Raw genomic sequence first — 25571 nt, forward strand, 5'->3', positions numbered from 1 at the left:
TCCACACGGCTTGCGGACGGGGAGGGCCGGTGAACCGGCCGGTCAGGTGTCGGGCGGGGGCGCCGGTGGTGCCGCGGGCCGGGCCGCGTCCGGGATGCGGGCCCTGCGGACGGCCGGGATCAGTGCGGCCACCGCGGCGGTGACGGCCATCAGGCCGGCCGCCACCAGCAGGGAGAGCAGTCCGCGGTAGGCCTCCAGGAGCTTCCCGGCGCAGAAGGCGCCCGCGGTGGTGCCGAGCGCGACGACCAGGCCGGACAGGGCGGCGACCCGCCCCTGCAACTCCTGCGGTGTGACGGTGACCTGGTAGACGGCGGTGGCCACTCCGAACACGGCGCCGACGATGTTCATCAGCGCGAACAGCACTCCGAGCTGCACCGGCCCCCGCGCCCAGGCCATGGCGTTCATGAGCGCGGCCCACAGGGTCAGGCCGCCGATCAGCAGGACGGACAGCGGCAGCCGTGCCATGAACCAGCGGGCGCCGAGCGCGCCGAGCAGCCCGCCGCAGCCGCTGATCCCGAGCACGAGGCCCAGGGTCGCCTCCGGCAGCCCCTGTTCCTTGACCAGGATCACGACCAGCCCCTGCATCACCACTTGCAGCAGGGCCGTGGACACGGTGACCACGGGCAGCATGGCGCGCAGCGCCCGCTGTCCCAGCAGCCAGCGCAGGGCGTCGGCCAGGTCGCGGTGGAGCGCCCGCCCCGGCTCCCGGGTCCCGGCCCGCAGGTCGGCCCGGATGAACCGCAGGTTGACGGCCGCGACCAGCGCCCCGAGCGTGGCGGCGAGGAACGGGCTCCAGCGGACCCAGGTGAACAGCACGGTGCCGGCCGGCCCGCCCAGCAGGCCGGCGATCCGTCCGCGCGCCTCGTTCTGCGACAGCGCGGCGGGCAGTTGTCCGCCCGGGACGACCGTGCGCACGGCGACCCGCTCGGCGAGCGAGGAGATGATCGCCAGCGAGACCTCGACGGCGATCAGCGCCAGCAGCAGCTCCATGCCGAGCGCGCCGAGGGTCAGGGCGACCCCCACCGCGCCGAGCGCCAGGATCCGGCCGACGGCGCACCAGCGCATGACCGCGCGCCGGTCCCACCGGTCCACCAGCACACCCGCCGGCAACTGGACGACGGCCTGCGGCAGTACGGCCGCGGTCGCCGCCAGGCCGACCGCCTCGGCCGAACCGCCGGAGATCTGGAGCGCGAGCAGCGGGTAGCAGACGCTGCTCATCCGGGATCCGAAGAACTGGAGCCAGTTGCCGGTCCACAGCAGCAGGAAGTCGCGGTTGCGGCGCAGCGGGGGCGGTGCCGTGACCGTGGTGTCGTCCAGCGCTGTCATGCGCCGAGCCTGCACGCTGCTTCTACGGCGGTTCTACGAGCGCCGGTGGGGGCCCCGCCCCGGGCCGCCCCGTCCAGCGCCGCGAGCCGCTCGGCCAGGACGCGGCCGACGTGGGCGACCGGTCCCGGCCGCGTCATGAGGCCCTCGTGGTCGCTGTCCACGTCGTGGTTGACGATCTCGCCGCCGACGTGCGGCGCCCAGGCCCGGTGGCCGCGCTCGCGGACCAGTGCTCCCCGGCCGCGCTCGGCGGTGACGAAGAGCATGTCGCCGCCGAACCGGGGCGGGGTGTGCCCCCACATGAGCCGGGTGTTGTTGACGTAGACGTCCTTCATGGCGAGGATCTCGTGCTCGTCGAACCGCGCCATCACCTTGTTCTCGCGGGCCAGGAACGCCCGGTAGCGCTCGATCGGGAAGGTCTCCGGGGTCAGTTCGCCCTCCTGGAAGTCGAAGCCGATCGCCCGCAGGTTGTGCGCGACGATCGTCGCCTCGGAGGGCGGTTCGGAGCCGGCCGCGTCGGCGACCGGGTAGGCGTCGAGCACGGCGAGGAGCTCCACCCGCTCGCCCCGGCGCTCCAGTTCGGCCGCCACGGCGTGCGCGATCGTCCCGCCCACCGACCAGCCGAGCAGCCGGTACGGCCCCTCGGGCGCGGTGGCGGTGATCCGGTCGGCGTAGTCGGCGGCCATCTCCTCGAGGGAGGCGGGCAGCGGCTCCGCGCCGTCGGTGCCGCGCGCCTGGAGTCCGTACAGCGGGTACTGCGGGCCCAGGTGGGCGAGCAGGCCGAGGTAGACCCAGCTGAGGCCGGCGGCGGGGTGCACGCAGAACAGCGGGGACGCCGCACCGGAGGCCCGCAGCGGCACCAGCACGCCGTGCCCGTCGCTCCCGCCGTCCGCGCCGTCTGTGCCGTCTGCGGTCTGCGGTTGCAGCTCCCGCAGCAGTGCGTCGGGCGTGGGGGCCTGGAAGAGGCGGCGCAGCGGCACGTCGACGCCGAGGACGGACCCGACGCGGCCGACGAGCCGGGTCGCGAGCAGGGAGTGCCCGCCGCTCTCGAAGAAGTTGTCGTCGAGCCCGAAGCTCGCGAGACCGAGCACCTCGGCGAACAGGGCGCACATCAGCTCCTCGCGCGGGGTGACGGGCGTGCGTCCCTGGCCGCGCGCCCCGTAGTCGGGCGCGGGTAGCGCGGCCCGGTCGACCTTGCCGTTCGGGGTGAGCGGCAGGGCGTCGAGGACGACCACCGCCGCGGGCACCATGTGCGCGGGCAGGGTCTCCCCCAGCCGGTCGCGCAGGACGGGGCCGAGTCCGGCGTCGTCCCGGTGCCTCACCGGGTCGTTGGCCCGGGGCAGGGGGCCGGGCCCGGACGCCGGCCGGTGGACGCCGGCGAGCGCCAGGTCCACGGGGCCGTCCCCGCGGACGAACAGGGCGTCCAGCGCGCCGTCCGCCGCGTCCTCGGCCGCCCAGGTGACGGCCACCCGGTGTCCGGTGCGCTCCGCCAGCGCGTACAGCTCCTCGGGGTCCACGGCCGCGGTGTCCCGGGCGTCGTCGTCGGCGAACAGGGCGCGCACCCCGGCCGCCTCGTCGGCCAGCCGGAGGTTGGGGATGCCGGTGACCCGCAGGGCGGGACGGCCCGCGGCCAGTTCACCGGCCAGCGCGGCGAGTCCGGGCACCCGCTCGCCCCAGGGCAGGACGGGCGCGTCGGGCGTCCCGGGTCCGTGGGCGGTGCGCAGCACCACGTCGTAGCGGTGCCGGGTGAGTTCGTTGTGATGCGTGCCGCGCCGTACCCGCACGTCGACGCCGAGCGGACCGGCCCGCTCCGTGAACCACTCGGGGGCGAGCAGCAGCTCCTTCTCGCGGGCCACGTCCCGTTCGACGCCGGCGCGCAGCAGCTCCCGTTCGGTGCCGCCGGGCACGGTGTCCCGGCCGGTGAGGGCGACGCCGCCGCGCAGGGTGCGCAGGGTGCGCAGGTTGCGGACGTCGCCGACGAAGACGGTGCCGCCGGGGGCCAGGAGCCCCGTGACCTTGTCGAGGACCTCGGCGAGGTAGTCGGCGCTCGGGAAGTACTGGACGACCGAGTTGAGCACGACGGTGTCGAAGGTGCCGGCGGGCAGGCCGCCGGTGTCGTGGGCGGGCTGGACGGTCAGGGTCACCCGGTCGGCCAGGCCGGGCTCTCCGGCGACCTGGGCGCGCAGCCGCTCGACGGCGGAGGCGGAGAGGTCGGTGCCCCAGTAGCTCTCGCAGTGCGGGGCGACGTGGGCGAGGATCAGGCCGGTGCCCGCGCCGATCTCCAGGACGCGGCGCGGCCGGTCGGCGAGGATGCGCTCGACGGTGGCCGCGCGCCACTCGCGCATCTCCTCCAGGGGGATCGGGTCGCCGGTGTACGTGGAGCGCCAGATGCCGAAGTCCTCGCCGAAGGTGTCGGAGCCCGGGTCGCCGTAGAGGGCGTCGTAGGCCTCCTCCCACTCGCGGACCTGGCTCTTCTCCGCCTCGGTGTCCCGGCTGCCGTCGCCGCGGTCGGGCACCGCGTACGCGACCAGACGCTTGTCGCCCGGGGTGTCCTCGCGGGCGACGACGACCGCCTGGGCGAGGTCGCCGCCGGAGGTGAGCGCGGCCTCGATCTCGCCGAGTTCGATGCGGAAGCCGCGCACCTTGACCTGGTGGTCGGTGCGGCCGATGTACTCCAGGTCGCCGTCGGCGCTCCAGCGGACCAGGTCGCCGGTGCGGTACATCCGGCCGCCCGCGGGTCCGAAGGGGTCGGCGGCGAAGCGCTCGGCGGTCAGGCCGGGCCGGTTCAGGTAGCCGCGCGCGACGCCGGTGCCGGCGATGTACAGCTCGCCGGCCTCGCCGGGCGCGACCGGGCGCAGCCCGCCGTCCAGGACGTACACCCGGGTGTTGTCGAGCGGGCGGCCGATCGGGGGGCGTTCGCAGGTGGCGTCGTCGAGGAGCGCGGCGGTCGACCAGATGGTGGTCTCGGTCGGCCCGTAGACGTTGGTGAGGGGGCCGCCCAGGTCGTGCAGGGCGCGGCCGAGCGGTCCGGGCAGCGCCTCGCCGCCGACGAGCTTGACGAGTCCGCGCAGCGCCTCGGGCCGGGTGGCGACCAGGCCCTGCCAGGCGGTCGGGGTGGCCTGGAGGACGGTCGCCCCGGACTCCTCGACGAGCCGGGCGAGCGCCACCGGGTCCTTGACGGTCTCGCGGGGCGCGAGCACCAGGCGGGCGCCGTGCGCGAGCGGTGTCCACAGCTCCAGGTTGGAGATGTCGAAGCCGATGGTGGTGACGGCGAGCAGCCGGTCGTCGGCGGTCAGGCCCAGCCGCCCCTGGATGGCGTGGAGCAGGTTGAGCAGGTTCTCGTGGCCGACGACGACGCCCTTGGGGCGGCCGGTCGAGCCGGAGGTGTAGATGACGTACGCCGGGTGGTCCGGGTGCGGGGCGGGGATCCGGCGGACCCGGTCGAGTTCGGGTGCGGTGACGGCGTCCAGGGCGTCCACCGTTTCGGGGGCGTCCAGGACCAGGCGGGCCACTCCGTCGTCGCCGGGCAGGCCCGGCGCGGTCTCGCGGTCGGTGAGCAGCAGGACCGGGGACGCGTCGGCCAGCATGTAGGCGACGCGGTCGGCCGGGTACTCCGGGTCGATCGGGACGTACGCCGCCCCGGACTTGAGGACGGCGAGCAGCGCCACGACCATCGCGTCGGTGCGCGGCAGGGCCACCGCGACGAGGTCCTCGGCGCCGACGCCGCGGGCGGCCAGCACGTGGGCGAGCCGGTCGGAGCGCAGGTCGAGTTCGCGGTAGTCGAGGGTCAGGTCCCCGAAGTCGAGCGCGGGTGCGTGCGGCGTGCGGGCGGCCCGGGCGCGGAACAGGGCGGGCAGCCGGTCGCCGGGCAGGTCGCGGCCGGTGTCGTTCCAGTCGACGAGGAGGCGGCCGCGGTCGTTCTCGGGCAGCGTGTCGAGGGCGCCCACCGGGGCTTCGGGGCGCGCCGCGGCCGCCGTGAGGACGGCGACGAGCCGGTCGGCGAGCCCGCGGGCGGTGGACCGGTCGAACAGGTCGGCGGCGTACTCCAGGACGCCGGCGATGCCGCCGGGCGTGCCGTCCGGGGTGTGCCGTTCGCCGAGCCGGAACATCAGGTCGAAGCGCGCGACGCCGGTGCCGACGTCCTGGCCGGAGGCGGCCACGTCGGGCATCGGTCCCGCGGGGGCGGCGTCGGTGGTGCCGCGTGCGGTGACGTTGTCGAAGGTCAGCATGGTCTGGAACAGCGGGTGGCGGGCCATGGAGCGGGCCGGGTTGAGCGCGTCGACGAGCCGCTCGAAGGGCACGTCCTGGTGGGCGTACGCGCTCAGGTCGGTCTCGCGGACCTTGGCCACCAGCGCGGTGAACGGCTCGTCGGCCGCCACCTCGGTGCGCAGGACGAGGGTGTTGGCGAAGAATCCGACCAGGTCCTCCAGGGCCTCGTCGGTGCGGCCGGCGATCGGGGTGCCGATCGGGACGTCGGTGGAGCCGCTGAGCTTGGACAGGAGGGCGGCGAGGGCGGCCTGCACGACCATGAAGAGGCTCGCGTGGTGGTCCCGGGCCAGTTCGGTGAGCCGGGCGTGGGTCGCGGCCGGGATCTCCACGTCGAGCAGGTCGCCGCGGTAGGAGGAGACGGCCGGGCGGGGCCGGTCGGTGGGCAGGTCGAGCTCTTCGGGCAGCCCGGCCAGCGCCCGCCGCCAGTAGGCGAGTTGGCGCGCCCCGGCGCTGTCCGGGTCGTCCTCGTCGCCGAGCAGCTCCCGCTGCCACAGGGTGTAGTCGGCGTACTGCACCGGCAGCGGCGGCGTGCCGGGTGCCTCGCCCCGGCAGCGCGCGGCGTAGGCGGCCGTGAGGTCGCGCACGAGCAGCGGCATCGACCAGCCGTCGGTGGCGATGTGGTGGACCAGGACGAGCAGGACGTGCTCGTCGGGCCCGACGGTGAACAGCGTGGCCCGCAACGGCGGTTCGACGCCGATGTCGAAGGCGTGGCGCGCCTCCCGCTCCAGGTCCGCGACCAGTTTCTCCTCCGTGGTCTCGCGCAGGGCCAGCGCGGGGCGGGCCCGCTCGGGTGCGAGGACGGTCTGGTACGGGCCGTCGGCGTCCTCCGCGAAGACCGTGCGCAGCGTCTCGTGGCGCACGGCGAGGTCGGCGAGGGCCTCGGTGAGCGCCGCCCGGTCGACGGCGCCGGAGAGCCTGAGGGCCGTCGGCACGTTGTACGTGTGGCTGCGGCCCTCGAACCGGTTGAGGAACCACAGGCGTTGCTGGGCGGAGGAGAGCGGGACGCGAGCCCGGCGCCCGGTGGCGCGCAGCGGCGGCCGGGCGGGCCCGCCGGAGCCGAGGGCGGCGGCGAGTCCGGCGACGGTCGGCGTCTCGAAGAACTGGCGGATGGTGAGTTCCTCGCCGAGTGTGGCGCGGATCCGGCCCGCCAGGCGGGTGGCGAGCAGCGAGTGGCCGCCGAGGACGAAGAAGTCGTCGTCGATGAACACCTCGGCCAGGCCGAGCACTTCGGCGAACAGGCCGCACAGGATCACCTCGTGCGGGGTGCGCGGGGCGCGGCCCGGCCGGGCGGGGCCGTACTCCGGCGCGGGGAGCGCGGCGCGGTCGAGTTTGCCGCTGGGGTTGAGCGGCAGGGCGTCCAGGGCGACGAACGCGGCGGGCACCATGTACTCGGGCAGGGCGGCGGCGACGTGCGCGCGCAGCCGGGCCCGGTCGACGGTGTGGCCGGCGGCCGGGACGACGTAGGCGACCAGGCGCCGGTCGCCCGGCCGGTCCTCGCGGACGAGGACGGCGGTGCGGGCCACGCCGGCGTGGCCGCGTACGACCGCCTCGATCTCGCCGGGCTCGATGCGGAAGCCGCGCACCTTGACCTGGAAGTCGGTGCGGCCGAGGTAGTCGAGGTTCCCGTCGGCGCTCCAGCGGACCAGGTCGCCGGTGCGGTACATGCGGGTGCCGGCGGCGCCGTGCGGATCGGCGACGAAGCGCTCCGCCGACAGGCCGGCGCGCCGGTGGTAGCCGCGGGCCAGGCCGGGGCCGGCGATGTACAGCTCGCCCGCGGCGCCGACCGGGACGGGTTGCAGCGCCCGGTCGAGGACGTAGAGCCGGGTGTTGCGGATCGGGGCGCCGATCGGCGGCACACCGGTGATCTCGTCGCGGCTGTACCAGGCGGCGGCGTAGACGGTGGCCTCGGTGGGGCCGTAGATGTTGGCGAACCGTTCGGCTCCGACGGCGCGTACGACGTCGCCCGCGTCACGGGCGGAGACGGCTTCGCCGGCGAGTACGACCTCCCGGGCGGCGACCAGCGGGCCGCCGTCGCCGACGAGCTGGGCGACGGCCGAGGGCACACCGCTGATCAGGGAGACCGAGCGGCCCGTGTGGGCGGTGTCGCCCAGTTCCAGGACGTCGCGCATCACCTCGACGGCGCCGCCGCTGAGCAGCGGGCCGAACATCTCGAAGACGGAGACGTCGAAGTTGAGCGAGGTGGAGGCCACCACGTGCGACATGCCGGCGGCGCCGAACTCGTCCGCGGCCCAGGCCGCCAGGTCGGCGACGTTCTCGTGCGGCACCACGACGCCCTTGGGCAGGCCGGTGGAGCCGGAGGTGTAGATCGCGTAGGCGGCGTGCGCGGGCAGCAGCGGCGCCGCGCGTTCCGCGTCGCTCACCTCGCCCGCGGGCAGGACGGCGAGCGCGGCCTCGGTGGCCGGGTCGTCGAGCACGACGGGCTCGGCGCCCTCGACGGGCAGCCGGCCGGCCACGTCCCGTGCGGTGAGCAGCAGGCCGGGTGCGGCGTCGCGCAGCAGGTGGGCCTGGCGGTCGGCGGGGTAGTCCGGGTCGACGGGCACGTACGCCGCACCGGACTTGAGGACGCCGAGGACCGCGACGAGGGTCAGCTCGGTGCGCGGCAGGGCGATGCCCACGAAGCGCTCGGGGCCGGCGCCGCGCCCGATCAGCAGCCGCGCCAGCCGGTTCGACCGGGCGTCGAGCTCGGCGTACGTCAGGGTCCGCTCCCGGTGCCGTACGGCGGGCGCCTCCGGCGTGCGGGCGACCTGGGCGGCGAACAGGGCGGGCAGCGTCGCCCGGGGCACCTCGGCGGCGGTGTCGAGCCAGCTGCCGAGGATGTGCCCGCGTTCGTCGTCCTCCAGGACACCGATCCGGCTCAGGGGCAGGCCGGGCTGGTCGGTCAGGGCGTCGAGCAGCAGGGTGAGGCGGCGGACGAGGGTCTCGGCGGTGGACCGGTCGAAGAGGTCCTCGCTGTATTCGAGGTGCCCGGTGATACCCGCGGGGGTGCCGTCGTCGGCGCGGCTGTCGGCCACGGCGAGCAGCAGGTCGAACTGGGCGACGCCGGTGCCGACCTTGTCGCCGGAGACGGTGAGGCCGGGCAGCCGGCCCTCGCCGAGCGCGGCCTTCTGGTCGACGTTGTTGAAGGCGAGCATCGTCTGGAACAGCGGGTGGCGGCCCATCGCGCGGGACGGGTTGAGCACTTCCACCAGCCGTTCGAAGGGCACGTCCTGGTGGGCGTAGGCCGCGAGGTCGGTCTGCCGGGCGCGCGCCACCAGGTCGGTGAAGGTCGGGTCGCCGGAGACGTCGGTGCGCAGCACCAGGGTGTTGACGAAGAACCCGACGAGGTCCTCCAGGGCCTCGTCGGTGCGGCCCGCGATCGGGGTGCCGAGGGGGATGTCGGTGGAGCCGCTCAGCTTGGACAGCAGGGCGGCGAGACCGGCCTGGACGACCATGAAGAGGCTGGCCCGGTTCTCGCGGGCGAGGTGTTCGAGGCGCCGGTGCAGCTGTGCGGAGAGGGCGACGGGCACCGTGGCGCCGCGGTAGCTGCTCTCGGCGGGCCGGGGCCGGTCGGTGGGCAGCGGCAGTTCCTCGGGCAGATCGCGCAGGGTCTCGCTCCAGTGGGCGACCTGGCGGCTGACGAGGCTGTCGGGGTCGTCCTCGGAGCCGAGCACCTCGTGCTGCCACAGGGTGTAGTCGGCGTACTGCACGGGCAGCGGGGTCCAGGCGGGTGCCTCGCCGGCGCAGCGCGCGGTGTAGGCGGTGGTGAGGTCGCGGACCAGGACGGGGGTGGACCAGCCGCCGTCGCTCGCGATGTGGTGGACCAGCAGCATCAGGACGTGGTCGTCCGCGCCGAGCTCGAACAGGTGGGCGCGCAGTGGTGGTTCGGCCGCGAGGTCGAAGCCCTGGCGCGCGGCCCGGCGCAGCTCCTCGGGCAGGCCCGCCGCGTCGGTGGGGGTGATCCGGGGTTCGGGTCGGGCCCGCTCGGGGTCGAGGACGATCTGGTGCGGGCCCTGCTCGTCCTCGGCGAAGACGGTGCGCAGGCTCTCGTGCCGGGTGACGACGTCGGCCAGCGCGCCGGCCAGCGCCTCACGGTCGAGGGAGCCGGACAGGCGCAGCGTCGTGGGGATGTTGTGGGCGGCGCTCGGCCCTTCGAGCCGGCTGAGGAACCACAGGCGGCGCTGGGCGAAGGAGACCGGTATCCGTGCGGGACGGGGGCGGGCCTCCAGGGCGGGGCGGGCCGTTTCGCCGGTGAGGAGCAGCGCGGCGAGGCCGGCGACGGTCGGGGTCTCGAAGAGCTGGCGCACGGGCAGCTCCACGCCGAGGGTCGCGCGGACGCGGGTCATCAGGCGCAGGGCGAGCAGCGAGTGGCCGCCGCGGGAGAAGAAGTCCTCGTCCACCGAGACCTTGGGCACCCCGAGGACCTCGGCGAACAGACCGCACAGGATCTCCTCCTGCGGGGTGCGCGGGGCGCGGCCGGTGCTCTCCAGGCCGTACGCGGGGGCGGGCAGGGCGGCGCGGTCGAGCTTGCCGTTCGGCGTCAGCGGCAGCGCGTCGAGGACGACGAAGGCCGACGGGACCATGTACTCGGGCAGCGAGGCCGCCGCGAACTTGCGCAGGAGCGCGTGGTGCGGGCCGCTGTGTGCGCCGACGGGCACGACGTAGGCGACGATGCGTTTGTCGCCCGGGGTGTCCTCACGGACGACGACCGCGGCACGGCCGACGTCCGGATGACCGGCGACCACACTCTCGATCTCACCCAGCTCGATACGGAAACCCCGCACCTTCACCTGGAAGTCGCTGCGGCCGAGGTACTCCAGCTCACCGGACGCCGAACGCCGCACCAGGTCACCGGTCCGGTACATCCGCGTACCCGGCAGGCCGAACGGATCGGCCACGAACCGCTCAGCCGACAACCCCGGACGCCCGTGATAGCCACGAGCCAGACCCGCACCCGCGATGTACAGCTCACCCGCCACCCCGACCGGCACCGGACGCAGACCCGCATCAAGCACATACAGACGCGTGTTCGCCACCGGACCACCGATCGAGACCGCACCCGACTCCGTGATCTCCGCCGCCGACGACCAGACCGTCGTCTCCGTCGGCCCGTACAGATTCGTCACCGCACGGCCGCCGTCCGCGAGCGAACGCGCCAGCGACACCGGCAACGCCTCACCACCCACCAGCACACGCAGCCCGGCGGGCAGACCCCCCGCCTCGCACAACGCCTGCCACAGACTCGGCGTCGCCTGCATCAACGTGGCGCCCGACTCCCGCACGAGAGCACCCAGCGCGACCGGATCCCGCACCACCTCACGCGGCGCCAGCACCACCCGCGCACCGTGCAGCAACGGCAGGAACAACTCCAGACCCGCGATGTCGAACCCGACCGTCGTCACCGCCGCCAACCGGTCACCCTCACCCAGCACGAACCGGTCCTGCATCGCCGCCAGGAAGTTCACCAGCGCCCCGTGCGGAACCGCCACCCCCTTCGGCCGGCCCGTCGACCCCGACGTGTAGATGACATACGCGGTGTTCCCACCCGACAACCCCGCCACAGGCGGATCCTCAGCCCCGTACGACGACAGGTCCAGCCCCGCGAGCACGTCCTCCGACAACGTCAGTACCGGCGCCGCGTCCTCCAGGATGTACGCGATGCGCTCCTCCGGGAACTCCGGGTCCACCGGCACGTACCCCGCACCGGACTTCAGCACGGCCAGCAGCGCCACCACCAGATCCACCGAACGCGGCAACGCCACCGCCACCAACCGCTCCGGCCCCGCACCCCGCTCGACCAGCCAGTGCGCAAGCCGATTGGCCCGCGCGTTCAACTCCCCGTACGAAACGACCAGGTCGCCGAAGGAGAGGGCGGGCGCCCCGGGTACGAGGGCGGCGCGGGCGGCGAACAGCTCGGGGACGGTGGCGGGCGCCACGTCCCGTGCGGTCGCGTTGGCCGCTTCCAGGGCCGCGTGCCGCTCGTCCGCGGTGAGCAGGTCGACGCGGGCCACCGGCGCGTCCGGGGCGGTGGCCACCGCCGCGAGCACCCGGGTGAACCGCTCGGCGATGCGCTCGGCGGTGGCGCGGTCGAACAGGTCGGTGCTGTAGTTCAGGGCGCCGCTGAGCCCCTCGGGCGCTTCCGAGCCGCTCTGCCGCTCCTCCACCGTGAAGGAGAGGTCGAAGCGGGCGGTGCGGGTCTCGGCGTGGTGCCCGGCCACGGTCAGGCCCGGCAGTTCGGCGGCGGCCGTGCGGGCCTGGCGCTGGTCGTTGTCGTTCCAGGTGAGCAGGGTCTGGAAGAGCGGGTGGCGGGCCATCGCGCGCGGCGGGTTGAGCACCTCCACGAGCCGTTCGAAGGGCACGTCCTGATGCTCGTACGCGTGCAGGTCGGCGTCCCGCACCCGGGCCAGGAGCTCCCGGAAGGTGGGAGTGCCGGACAGGTCGGCGCGCAGCACGAGGGTGTTGACGAAGAAGCCGACGAGGTCGTCCAGGGCCTCGTCGGTGCGGCCCGCGATCGGGGTGCCGAGGGGCACGTCGGTGGACCCGCTCAGCTTGGACAGCAGGGTCGCCAGGGCGGCCTGGACGACCATGAAGAGGCTGGCCCGGTTCTCCCGCGCCAGGGTGAGCAGACGCGCGTGCACGTCGGCAGGCACGGTCAGCGGCACGGTGTCGCCCCGGTGGGTGGCGGTCGCCGGGCGGGGCCGGTCGGCCGGCAGGCCCAGCTCGTCCGGCAGGCCGGCCAGCGTCTCGCGCCAGTAGCCGAGCTGCCGGGAGATCACGCTGTCCGGGTCGTCCTCGGAGCCGAGCAGTTCCTGCTGCCAGACGGTGAAGTCCGAGTACTGGACGGGCAGTTCGGGCCAGTCGGGCGCGTGGCCGCTCTGCCGGGCGGCGTAGCCGCCGAGCAGGTCGCGGACGAGGACGGGCACGGACCAGCCGTCGCCCGCGACGTGGTGCAGCAGCACGAGCAGGACGTGCTCGTCGGGGGCGAGGGCGAACAGGGTGCAGCGGATCGGGGTCTCGCCGAGCAGGTCGAACTCGTGCCGGGCCGCCGCCTGGAGGGCGTCGTCGAGACCGGCCTCGTCGCACGGCATCACCGTGAGCACGGGCGCGGCGGCGTCGTCGCCGGCGTCGAGCACCACCTGGCGCGGGCCTTCGGGTCCGTCGGCGAGGACGGTGCGCAGGGTCTCGTGGCGGGTGATCACGTCGGCCAGGGCGGCGGTGAGCGCCGCGCGGTCGAGGGATCCGGACAGGCGCAGGGCGGTGGGGATGTTGTAGATCGCGCTCGGGCCGTCCAGCTGGTTGAGGAACCACAGGCGGCGCTGCGAGAAGGACAGCGTGGTCACGAGTTCTCCTTGGTACCGGTGCGGCGGCGCAGGGCGGGACGGGTGGTGGCGGCGGAGGCCTGTGCGAGGCTCTCGGCCAGGGCGGCGACGGTGGGCCGCTCGAAGAAGGCGCGGATACTCATCTCCTTGCCGAGCGTCGAACGGACGCGGGCGGCGAGGCGGTTGGCGAGCAGCGAGTGGCCGCCGAGAGCGAAGAAGTCGTCGTCCACCGAGACCTCGGGCACGCCGAGGACCTCGGCGAACAGGCCGCACAGGGCCTCCTCCTGCGGGGTGCGCGGCGGACGTCCCTCGCCGAGTGCGCCGAGCGCGGGGGCGGGGAGGGCGGCGCGGTCGAGCTTGCCGTTGGGCGTCAGCGGGAGGGCGTCGAGGACGACGAAGGCCGACGGGACCATGTAGTCGGGAAGGGTCACGGCGACGTGCTTGCGCAGGACGTCGCCGTCGGGCGAGCCGTCCGGGCCGGGTACGACGTAGGCGACGATGCGTTTGTCGCCCGGGGTGTCCTCACGGACGACGACCGCGGCACGGCCGACGTCCGGATGACCGGCGACCACACTCTCGATCTCCCCCAACTCGATTCGGAAACCGCGCACCTTCACCTGGAAGTCGCTGCGGCCGAGGTACTCCAGCTCGCCGGACACCGAACGCCGCACCAGGTCACCGGTCCGGTACATCCGCGTACCCGGCAGGCCGAACGGATCGGCCACGAACCGCTCAGCCGACAACCCCGGACGACCGTGGTAGCCACGAGCCAGACCCGCACCCGCGATGTACAGCTCACCCGCCACCCCGACCGGCACCGGACGCAGACCCGCATCAAGCACATACAGACGCGTGTTCGCGACCGGACGACCGATCGACACCGCACCGGACTCCGTGACCTCCGCCGCCGACGACCAGACTGTCGTCTCCGTCGGCCCGTACAGATTCGTCACCGCACGGCCGCCCTCCGCGAGCGAACGCGCCAGCGACACCGGCAACGCCTCACCGCCGACCAGCACACGCAGCCCGGCGGGCAGACCCCCCGCCTCGCACAACGCCTGCCACAGACTCGGCGTCGCCTGCATGAGCGTGGCGCCCGACTCCCGCACGAGAGCACCCAGCGCGACCGGATCCCGCACCACCTCACGCGGCGCCAGCACCACCCGCGCACCGTGCAGCAACGGCAGGAACAACTCCAGACCCGCGATGTCGAACCCGACCGTCGTCACCGCCGCCAACCGGTCACCCTCACCCAGCACGAACCGGTCCTGCATCGCCGCCAGGAAGTTCACCAGCGCCCCGTGCGGAACCGCCACCCCCTTCGGCCGGCCCGTCGACCCCGACGTGTAGATGACATACGCGGTGTTCCCACCCGAGAGCCCGGGGACTACCGGGTCCTGGACGCCGTACGACGACAGGTCCGTCCCGGCGAGCAGGCCCTCGGTCAGGGTCAGGACCGGCGCCGCGTCCTGGAGGATGTACGCCACCCGCTCCTCGGGGAACTCCGGATCCACCGGCACGTACCCCGCACCGGACTTCAGCACGGCCAGCAGCGCCACCACCAGATCCACCGAACGCGGCAACGCCACCGCCACCAACCGCTCCGGCCCCGCACCCCGCTCGACCAGCCAGTGCGCAAGCCGATTGGCCCGCGCGTTCAACTCCCCGTACGAGAGGGCCAGATCACCGAAGACCAGAGCGCACGCCTCAGGCGACATCGCCACACGGTCCGCGAGGAGCCGCGTGAGGGTGAGGTCCGGGACCTCACGGTCGCTGTCGTTCCACTCACCGAGTACTCTCTCCCGTTCTCCCGGGGCCATCACGTCCACCTCCGCCACGGAGGTCTCCGGCCGTTCCACGACCGTGCGCAGCACGCGCGTGAACCGCTCCACGAGGTTCTCGGCGGTGGACCGGTCGTACAGGTCGGTCGCGAACTCGAGGTGGCCGTGGAGTCCGTCGGCGCCGCCGTCGGCGGTGTAGGCCTCCTTCAGGGCCAGCGTCAGGTCGTACTTGGCGACCCTGGTGCCCAGCGGCAGCGTCTCGGCGGTCAGGCCGCCCAGGTCGCCGGCCGCTCCGGACGCGAGGCGGTCGTCGTTGTTGTTCCACATCAGCATGGTCTGGAACAGCGGGTGGCGGGCCAGGGAACGCGTCGGGTTGAGCACCTCCACCAGCCGCTCGAACGGCACGTCCTGGTGGGCGTAGGCACCGAGCGACGTCTCGCGCACCCGGTCCACGAGCTGGGTGAAGGAGGGGTTGCCGGACAGGTCGGCGCGCAGCACCAGGGTGTTCACGAAGAAGCCGACCAGGTCGTCCAGGGCCTCGTCGGTGCGGCCCGCGACCGGGGTGCCGACCGGGATGTCCTCGCCCGCGCCGAGCCGGGACAGCAGCGTCGCCCAGGCGGCCTGGACCACCATGAAGAGACTGGCCCGGTGCTCGCCCGCGAGCCGTGCCAGGCCCGCGTGCAGGTCGGCGGGCAGGTGGAAGGGCACGGCGTCGCCGCGGTGCGAGGCGGCCGCGGGCCGCGGCCGGTCGGCGGGCAGCGCCAGTTCCTCGGGCAGCTCGGCCAGCGCCTGCTTCCAGTACGCGAGTTGCCGGGCGGCCGTACTGTCCGGATCCTCCTCGGAGCCGAGCACGTCGGCCTGCCACAGGGTGTAGTCGGCGTATTGGACCGGGAGTTCGGCCCAGCCGGGGCCGCTGCCGGTGCGGCGCGCCGCGTACGCCTCGATCAGGTCGCGGGCGAGCACCGGCGCCGACCAGCCGTCGGTGGCGATGTGGTGCAGGACGAGCAGCAGGACGTGCTCGCGCGGGCCGGTGCGCAGCAGGGTGACCCGCAGCGGCGGCTCGGCGGCGAGGTCGAACGGGCGGGCCGCCGCCTCGGCCAGCCGCCCGGCGAGGGCCTCGGGTGCCACGTCGGCGGCGCCGGGGGTGCCGAGCGCGGCGAGGGCCTCCTCGGGCGTGCGGATCACCTGGTATCCGCTGCCGGCCTCCTCGGCGAAGACCGTGCGCAGCGACTCGTGCCGGGTGACGACGTCGGCGAGGGCCGCGCCGAGCGCGTTCTCGTCGAGGGCGCCGGACAGCTTCAGGGCGGTGGGCATGTTCCAGGTCGCGCTCGGCCCCTCCATGCGGTGCAGGAACCACAGCCGGCGCTGGGCGGGCGAGAGCGGGATCCGCTCGGGCCGCTCGCGGCGGGTCACCGCCGGGCGGGCGCCGTCGGCCCCGTCGAGCAGGGCCGCGAGACCGGCGGGCGTGCGCTGCTCGAACAGGCCGCGGACGGCGAGTTCGGCGCCGAGGACCGTGCGGACGCGGGCCACCAGGCGGGTGGCGAGCAGCGAGTGGCCGCCCAGGTCGAAGAAGTCCTGGTCGACACCGACCACGGGGCGGCCCAGCACCTCGGCGAACAGGCCGCACAGGGCCTCCTCGCGGGCGGTGCGCGGGGCGCGTACCGCCGTCACGTCCTGGGCGGGGGCGGGCAGCGCGGCCCGGTCCAGCTTGCCCGTGCGGGTCAGCGGCAGCTCGTCGAGCAGCACACAGGCGGCGGGCACCATGTGGGCCGGCAGGAGGCTCCCGAGGTGGGCGCGGAGCGCGGACTCGGCGGGCGCGGCGCCGGGACGGGCCACCGCGTAGGCGATCAGCCGCCTGTCGCCGGGGGTGTCCTCGCGGACCACGACGGCGCAGCGCACCACGTCCTCGTGCGCGGTGAGCGCGGCCTCGATCTCGCCGGGCTCGATGCGGAAGCCGCGGATCTTGACCTGGTCGTCGGCGCGGCCCACGTGGACGAGGGTGCCGTCCGCGGTCGTGCGGGCCAGATCCCCGGTGCGGTACATCCGGGCGCCGGGCGGACCGTACGGGTCGGCGACGAAGCGTTCCGCGGTGAGGTCGGGCCGGTTGAGGTAGCCGCGGGCCAGCGCTGTTCCGGTCAGGTGCAGTTCGCCGACGACGCCGGGCGGCACGGGCAGCAGGCCGGCGTCCAGGAGCCGCACGCCGACGCCGTCGACCGGGCGGCCGATCGGCGGGGTGCCGGGCCAGGACGCGACGTCGGCGGGCAGCGTCCACGCGGTCACCACGTGGGTCTCGGCGGGCCCGTAGTGGTTGTGCAGGCGGGTCCGCGCGGCGGTGTGGTGGGCGCGCACCGGCTCGCGCAGGGTCAGCGCCTCGCCGGCCTGGACGACGTGGCGCAGGCCCGACAGGTCGGCGCCGCACTCGCGGGCCGCCTCCAGTACGCCGTCGATCACCAGGTTCGGCGCGTACAGTTCGGCGACGCGCTGCCGCGCGAGCCAGAGGGCCAGTTCGCGCGGGTCGCGCCGGGTGTCCTCGGGGACCACGGCGAGGGTCTTGCCTGCCAGCAGGGCCGACAGGATCTCCTGCACGGACACGTCGAAGCCGACGGCGGTGAACTGGCACACCACGGTGCCGGGCGCCGCGGGCAGCGTCCGCTCGTGCCAGTCGAGCAGGTTGGCCAGCGCGCCGTTCGGCATGACGATGCCCTTGGGGCGGCCGGTCGAGCCGGAGGTGTAGATCACGTACGCCGGGTTCTCGGGCAGCGCCTCGGGGAAGGTCTGCGCCGGGCCGGCGGCCGGCCGGGGCGCCTCCACGAGGATCCGCGGCACGTCGGCGGCGGGCAGGGCGGTGGCGGCGGAGGCCGTGGTGATCAGCGCGCCGGGCGTGGTGTCGGCGAGCATCAGCGCGAGCCGCTCGGCCGGCAGTTCCGGGTCGAGGGGCACGTAGGCCGCGCTGGCGGTGAGGGTCGCGACGAGGGCGACGGCGAGGTCGGTGCCGCGCGGCAGGGCGACGGCGACCCGGTCCTCGGGGCCGAGCCCGAGGCCGCGCAGTTCGACGGCCAGGGCGCGGGCCCGCTCGTGCAGTTCGCGGTAGGTGAGGCTGCCGTACGCGTCGGTGACGGCGACGACGTCCGGGGTCCGTCCGGCCTGCGCGGCGAGCCGCCGGGCCAGGGGCGCGCCGGGGCGCGGTGCGGGGCCGGCCGACGCGTCGAGCAGCCGGGCGCGGGTGGCCGCGGGCAGGACGTCGATGCGGTGCACGGGGCGGTCGGCGTCGGCGGTGACCGCGCCGAGCACCGCCGTCAGGGTGGACACGAACAGGTCGACCGTGGCCGGGTCGTACAGGTCGGTGGCGTATTCGAGGCGGACGGCGAGGCCGTCCGGGGCGCCGCGCTCGGTGCGCAGGTCGGAGAAGGCGAACAGCAGGTCGAAGGTGGCCACCTGGGCGTCGACCTCGCCGACCCGCATCCGCAGGTCGGGCAGGTCCTCGGCGAGCCTGCCGGTGGTGTCCTGGGCCGTGTTGTTCCAGGTGACCATGGTCTGGAACAGCGGGTGGCGGCCGAGGGAGCGGTCCGGGTTGAGGGTCTCGACGAGGCGCTCGAACGGCACGTCCTGGTGGGCGTAGGCGCTCAGGGAGTTGGCGCGGACCCGGTCGAGGACCTCGGCGAACGTGGGGTCGCCGGACAGGTCGGTGCGCAGCACCAGCGTGTTCACGAAGAAGCCGATGAGGCCGTCGAGCGCCTCGTTGACCCGGCCCGCGCTGGGCGTGCCGAGCGGAACGTCCTCGCCCGCGCCGAGCCGGGAGAGGGTGACCGCGACGGCGGCCTGGACCACCATGAACAGGCTCGCCCGGTGCTTCTGGGCGAGGGCCTCGAGGCCGGCGTGCAGCTCGGCCGGTATGTGGTGGCGCAGGTCCGCGCCGCGGCCGGTGCCGCTGAGGGGCCGCGGCCGGTCGGTGGGCAGGGTGAGTTCCTCGGGCAGGCCGGCGAGCGCCTCGCGCCAGTGGGCGAGCTGCCGGCCGAGTTCGCTGTCCGGGTCGTCGGCGGAGCCGAGCACCTCGCGCTGCCACAGCGTGTAGTCGGCGTACTGCACGGCCAGCGGCTGCCAGCCGGGTTCCCGGCCACCGCGCCGGGCCGCGTAGGCGGTGGCGAGGTCCTTGACGAGCAGCGGTACCGACCAGCCGCCGTCACCGGCGATGTGGTGCATGACGAGCAGCAGGGCGTGCTCGTCCTGTGCGAGGGCGAACAGATGGGCGCGCAGCGGGATGTCCGCGGCGAGGTCGAAGCCGGTCCGGGCGGCCTCGGTGAGCAGCGCGGGCAGTTCCTCTTCCGTGGCGGGGCGGACGGGGACCGGGACGGGGCGCGGTGCGAGGACGATCTGGTACGGGCCTTCGGCGTCCTCGGCGAAGACGGTGCGCAGCGTCTCGTGGCGGGTGACGACGTCGGTGAGCGCGTCGGCCAGGGCCTGCTCGTCGAGGGTGCCGCTGAGGCGCAGCACCACCGGCACGTTGTACGTGGGGCTGCCGGGCTCCTCGAACCTGCCGAGGAACCACAGGCGTTGCTGGGCCGGCGAGGCGGGCAGCCGCTCGGGACGCTCCCGCGCGGTCAGCGGGGTGCGGCCGGTGCCGGTGCCGGTGAGCCGGGCGGCGAGCGCGGCGACGGTGGGCGCTTCGAACAGGACACTGATCGGCAGGTCGACGTCGAGCACCGAGCGGATCCGGCCGGCCAGTCGCATCGCGGCGAGCGAGTGGCCGCCGACGGCGAAGAAGTCGTCGTCGATGGAGACCCGGGGGCGGCTGAGGATCTCCGCGAAGAGCCCGCACAGGATCTCCTCCTGCGGCGAGCGCGGCGGGCGGCCCGTGGTGTCCCGCGTCTCGGCGGGGTCGGGCAGCGCGGCCCGGTTCAGCTTGCCGTTGGCGGTCAGCGGCAGCTCGGGCAGGGCCACGAAGGCGCCGGGGACCATGTACTCGGGGAGGGCCGCGGCGACGTGGGCGCGCAGGGCCGGCACGGCGAGGTCGGTGACGACCCAGGCGACCAGGCGGGGCTCGCCCGCCGCGTCGGGGCGCACGCCGACGGCGGCGGCGCCGACGTCCGCGTGGGCGGTGAGCACGGCCTCGATCTCGCCGGTCTCGATGCGGAAGCCGCGCAGCTTGACCTGCTGGTCGCCGCGGCCCACGTACTCCAGGCGTCCGGCGGCCGTGCGGCGCACGACGTCCCCGGTCCGGTACATCAGGGTGCCGGCGGCGCCGAACGGGTCGGCGACGAACCGCTCCGCGGTGCGGCCGGGCTGCCCGAGGTAGCCGCGGGCGAGTCCGGCGCCGGACAGGTACAGCTCGCCGGGGACGCCGGGGGCGACCGGGCGCAGCCGGGCGTCCAGGACGTACCGGCCGGTGTTGTCGACCGGCTCGCCGAGGTGCACGGCGGCGGGGTCGGTGACCGTGGCCGCGGTGGACCAGATGGTGGTCTCGGTGGGCCCGTACACGTTGAGGACCGAGCGTGCGCCGGCGGTGAGCGTCGCGGCCAGGTCGGCGGGCAGTGCCTCGCCGCCCACCAGGACGCGCACGCCGGCCAGGAACGAGGCGTCCCGTCCGGTCGCGGCCCGCCACAGGGTGGGGGTGGCCTGCATGAGGGTGATGCCGTGCGCGGTGACGGCGGCGCGCAGCGCCTCGGGGTCACGCACGGTGTCGGGGCCGGCGACGACGACGGCGGCGCCGCGGGCGAGCGGCAGGTACAGCTCCAGGCCGGCGATGTCGAAGCCGATGGTGGTGACGGCCAGGAGCCGGTCGTCGGCGGTGACCGCGCAGCGGTCGGCCATGGCCCGCAGGAAGTTGTCGAGCGCGCCGCGCGGCACCACGACGCCCTTGGGGACGCCGGTGGAGCCGGAGGTGTGCAGCACGTACGCGGCGTGGGTGGGCGCGGCGCGCACGCCGAGGTCGCCGTCGGGGTACCCGGACAGGTCCGCCTCGTCGGCCAGGACGGTGGGCACGGCCACGTCGGGCAGGCCGGGCAGCAGGTCGCCGGTGGTGACGAGCACCGCCGGGTCCGCGTCCGCGATCATGCGGTGGACGCGGTCGGCGGGGAAGCCGGTGTCGAGCGGCAGGTAGGCGGCACCCGACTTCTGCACGGCGAGCAGGGTGACGAGCAGGTCGGTGGTGCGGGGCAGGGCGACGGCGACGAACCGTTCCGGGGCGGCGCCCCGCTCGATGAGCAGGCGGGCCGTCGCGTTGGCGCGGCGGTTCAGTTCCCCGTACGAGAGGGTGACGTCGCCCGCGGTGACGGCCGGGGCGTCCGGGCGCCGGGCGGCCTGCTGCTCGAAGCGGTCGAGGAACCAGCGGTCCTCGGCCGCGCGTGCGGTGTCGCGCGGGCCGGTGAGCGCGGCCGCGCGCTCCCCCTCGAGGAGCACGTCCACGGCGCCGACGCGCTCGTCGGGCTCCGCGACGAGGCGGGCCAGGACGGCGGTGAACCGCTCCACGAGGCGTTCGGCGGTGCCGCGGTCGAACAGGTCGCCGGCGTACTCGAGGATGCCGGTCATGCCGTCGGCGGCGCCGTCCGGGGTGTGCCGCTCGCGCAGGTTGAAGGCGAGGTCGAACTTGGCGACGCCGCTGCCGACGCCGCCGTGCGCGGTCACCGCGAGCGCGCCGAGCCGGGCCTCGGCCGGGTCCGCTCCGGCCGGTCCGCCGGTGTTGTTGAAGGCGAGCAGGGTCTGGAACAGCGGTGAGCGGGCCAGCGAGCGGGTCGGGTTGAGCACCTCGACCAGCCGCTCGAACGGCAGGTCCTGGTGGGACCAGGCCGCGAGGTCCGTCTCCCGTACGCGGGCGAGGAGCTCGGTGAAGGTGGGGTCGCCGCTGACGTCGGTGCGCAGCACCAGGGTGTTGATGAAGTCGCCGACGAGGTCGTCGAGCGCCTCGTCGAGGCGGCCCGCGACGGGGGAACCGAGCGGGATGTCGTCCCCGGCGCCGAGCCGCGACAGGGTCACGGCGAGCGCGGCCTGGACGACCATGAAGACGGTGGCGTCGGCGGCGCGGGCGCGCTCGGCGACGGCCCGGTGCAGGGCGGCGGGCAGGCTGATCGCGACGTTGTCGCCGCGGTAGGAGGCGACGGCCGGGCGCGGCCGGTCGGTGGGCAGGGCGAGTTCCTCGGGCAGGTCCGCGAGGGCCTCGCGCCAGAAGGCGAGCTGGCGGGAGGCACGGCTGTCCGGGTCGTCCTCGGAACCCATCAGGCGGTGCTGCCACAGCGCGAAGTCGGCGTACTGCACGGGAAGTTCCCGCCACTGCGGTGCGCTGCCCCGGGCCCGTGCGGCGTAGGCGCGGGTCAGGTCGCGGGTGAGCAGCGGGGTGGACCAGCCGTCGCCGGCCACGTGGTGCAGCAGGACGAGCAGTTCGTGCCGGTCCTCGGCGAGTTCGTACAGGAACAGCTTGAGCGGCAGGTCGGCGGCGAGGTCGAAGGGGTGGCGGGCGTGCTCGGCGAGCAGTTCCGGCAGCTCCTCCTCCGTGCAGCGCACGTGCACCGGCTCGGGGTGGACGTCCGCGAGGACGACCTGGTGGGCGCCCTGCTCGTCCTCGGCGACGACGGTGCGCAGGCTCTCGTGGCGGGCCACGACGTCGGCGTGGGCGGCGCGCAGCGCGGCGTGGTCGAGCGGGCCGGTCAGACGCAGCGCGGAGGCCAGGTTGTAGACGGGGTTCGGCCCCTCCATGCGGTGCAGGAACCAGAGGCGCTGCTGGCCGTAGGAGAGCGGCAGCCGCTCCGGGCGCTCGCCGCGCACGAGCGCGGGGCGGGCTTCCTCGCCCTGCCCGAGGGAGCGGACCAGGGCGGCCGGGGTGGGGTTCTGGAACAGGTGCTTGACGGAGAGTTCGACGCCCAGGTTCGCGCGCAGGCGGCTCACCAGGCGGATGGCGAGCAGGGAGTGGCCGCCCAGCTCGAAGAAGTCGTCGTCGGGCCCGACGGAGGCGAGCTTCAGCACTCCGGCGAACAGCTCGGCCACCAGTTCCTCGCGCGGGTCGCGCCGGGCGCGCTGGACGGGCAGCGCGGTCGCGGGCTCCTCGGGGGCGGGCAGCGCCTTGCGGTCGATCTTGCCGTTGGGGGTCAGCGGCATCGCGGGCAGCGCGACGATCGCGGCCGGGACCATGTAGGGCGGCAGGGCGTCGGCGAGGTGGGCGCGCAGCGCGTCGGTGTCCACGGTCTCGGGGGTCACCCAGGCGATCAGGCGGGCGTCGCCCGCGGTCTCCTCGCGGGCGAGCACCACGGCGCGGGTGACGTCGGCGTGGGCGGCGGCCGCCGCCTCGATCTCGCCGGGTTCGATGCGGAAGCCGCGCAGTTTGATCTGGTCGTCGGCGCGGCCGGCGTGCACGAAGGTGCCGTCGGCCAGGCGCCGGGCGAGGTCGCCGGTGCGGTACATCCGGGTGCCGGGCGGGCCGTAGGGGTCGGCGACGAAGCGCTCGGCGGTGAGGTCGGGCCGGTTGAGGTAGCCGCGGGCCAGGACCACGCCGGATACGTACAGCTCACCGGCGACGCCGGGGGCGACCGGGCGCAGGGCGGCGTCCAGGACGTAGGCGCGGCTGCCGGCGAAGGGGCGGCCGATCGGGACGGCGCCGTCGGCGAGGTCGGTGCCGGGCTCGATCCGGAACTCGAGGCAGTTGACGGTCGCCTCGGTGGGCCCGTACGCGTTGATCACGGTGGCGTGGGGGTGCGCGGCGCGCCAGCCGCGCACGGCCTCGCCGCGCAGGGCCTCGCCGCCGAGGACGAGGGTGCCGGACGGCAAGACCTCGCCGGGCAGGGTGTCGAGCAGCTCCAGGTGGCTGGGCGTGCCCTTGAGGAAGGTGGGGCGCGGGCCGCCCACGGCGTCCTCGAGCTCGGCGAGGTGGGCGCAGCCGCCGGAGACCAGCGGCGTGTACAGGCCGGTGACGGTGAGGTCGAAGGTGACCGAGGAGTGCACGAGGGTGAGTCCCGCGGCGTCCGGGTAGGCGTCGCGGGCCCGTGCGAGGTAGGCGGCCACGGAGCCGTGCTCGACGACCACGCCCTTGGGGCGGCCGGTGGAGCCGGAGGTGAAGATCAGGTAGGCCGGGTCGTGCGGGTGCGGGGCCGCGGTGAAGGAGGCGGCCTCCTCGCCGGTGACCTCGAGCGTCTCGGTGCCCGGCAGGGCGAGGCCCGGTGCGGTCAGCGCGAGCACCGGGTCGGCGTCGGCGAGCACCGCGGCGATCCGCTCGGCCGGATGCCCGGGGTCCAGCGGTACGTAGGCGCCGCCGGACTTGGCGACGCCGAGCAGCGCCACCACGAGGTCGATGCCGCGCGGCAGCAGCACGGCGACCGTGCTGCCGGCGCGCACCCCGCGTCCGACGAGCGTGCGGGCGACGTGGCTGGCGCGCGCGTCGAGTTCGCGGTAGGTGAGCACCTGGTCGCCGGCGCGCACGGCGGGGGCGTCGGGGGTGGCGGCGGCCTGGGCGGTGAACAGCTCGGGCAGGGCGGGCGGCCGGGCGTCGCCGGCCGCGGGGCCGGCGGGCCCGGCCGCGTCGGCGAGCGCGCGGGCGGTCGCGTCCGCGCCGATCACGTCGATGCGGCCGAGGGGCTGCCCGGGGTCGCGCACCAGGGTGTCGAGCAGGCCGAGGAAGCGGTCGGCGACGGCCGCGGCGGCGGTGTCGTCGAACAGGTCGCGCTGGTGGAAGAGCTTGAAGCGCAGGGCGTCCTGCGGCATTCCGACGAGGCTGAGCGGGAAGTGGTTGGCGGAGTGGCTCTCGGCGCCCACCACCCGCAGCGGGTCGCCGTCCTCGGAGACGGCCGGGGCGGAGTCGAACGGGAAGTTCTCGAAGACGACGGACGTGTCGAAGAGCGGGCCGAGTCCGGTGCGGTGCTGCACCTCGGACAGGCCCAGGTACTGGTGGGCGATCAGCTCGGCCTGCGCGTGGTGCACCGCGCCGAGGAGTTCGCCCGCGGTCTGCTCCGGGCGCAGCCGGACGCGCAGCGGCAGGGTGTTGATGAACAGGCCGACCATGGACTCGATGCCGGGCAGTTCGGCGGGGCGGCCGTTGACGGTGACGCCGAAGACCACGTCGTCGCCGCCGGTCAGGCCGGCCAGCACCAGCGACCAGGCGGCCTGCACCACGGTGTTGACGGTGACGCCCGCGGAGCGGGCCCGGGCGGTCAGGGCCCGGGTCTGCTCCTCGGTGAGCCCGAACTCGTGGCGTCCGGGGTCGCGCGGGGTGTGCTCGGCGGTGCCGGCCACCAGGCTGGGCGCCGTCAGGCCGTCGAGCATGGTGTCCCAGGCGGCCCGCGACGCGTCGGCGTCCTGGCGGGACAGCCAGGTCAGGTAGTCCCGGTAGGGGGCCACCGCGGGCAGGTCGCGGGCGTCGCCGCCCGACAGGTACAGCGCGTGGTACTCCTTCAGGAGCGTCGGCAGGGACCAGCCGTCGAGCACCGTGTGGTGGATGGTGAGCACGAGGCGGTGGCTCTCGGCGCCGGTCCGGATCAGCATGAAGCGGATCAGCGGCGGCCGGCCGGTGTCGAAGCGCCGCTCGCGGTCGGCGAGCGTGGCCGCCCGCGCCTCGCTGTCCGCCTGCTCCGCGGGGAGGTGGGACAGGTCGGTCTCGGTCCACGGCAGCTTGTACCGGGCCGCGACGATCTGCACCCACTCCCCGTCCTTGCGCTGGCGGAAGGCGACCCGCAGGCTCGCGTGCCGGCGCAGCAGCGCCTCGGCGGCCGCCCGGGCGCGGCCCGCGTCGAGCGGGCCGGCCAGGTGGAAGGTCGACTGGACGGTGTAGATGTCCGGGGTCGCCCCGTCGGAGCCGCCGGAGGCGTCGGAACCGCCGGAGCTGTCGAACACGCTGTGGAACAGCAGGCCGCTCTGGAGCGGGGAGAGCGGCAGAATGTCATCGACTGTGCGGGTGCTTCTCGCCACT

General features: G+C 75.1%; 3 protein-coding genes. All 3 read right to left on the bottom strand.

The window, feature by feature from the left end; all coding sequences use genetic code 11:
• Positions 1-42: 42 nt before the first annotated feature.
• From OHA99_RS16750 to OHA99_RS16760, 3 genes are read right to left on the bottom strand one after another with little or no spacing between them, the layout of a single operon-like run.
• Positions 43-1326 (bottom strand): MFS transporter, encoded by a 1284-nt coding sequence (locus OHA99_RS16750; protein WP_366472266.1) that lies wholly within the window; start codon positions 1324-1326, stop codon positions 43-45.
• The gene (locus OHA99_RS16755; protein ID WP_405696423.1) at positions 1323-12929 is read right to left on the bottom strand and encodes an amino acid adenylation domain-containing protein; all 11607 of its coding nucleotides are present in this window, start codon (positions 12927-12929) and stop codon (positions 1323-1325) included. Before OHA99_RS16755 ends, OHA99_RS16750 begins: the two co-directional genes overlap by 4 nt.
• Entirely contained in the window at positions 12926-25570 is a 12645-nt protein-coding gene (locus OHA99_RS16760; protein ID WP_405696425.1) for an amino acid adenylation domain-containing protein, read from the bottom strand. The genes OHA99_RS16755 and OHA99_RS16760 overlap by 4 nt, the downstream gene beginning before the upstream one ends.
• Position 25571: the final 1 nt, after the last annotated feature.

Source organism: Streptomyces coelicoflavus, from assembly GCF_045041415.1.
In the GTDB taxonomy this organism is placed as follows: Bacteria; Actinomycetota; Actinomycetes; order Streptomycetales; family Streptomycetaceae; genus Streptomyces; species Streptomyces coelicoflavus.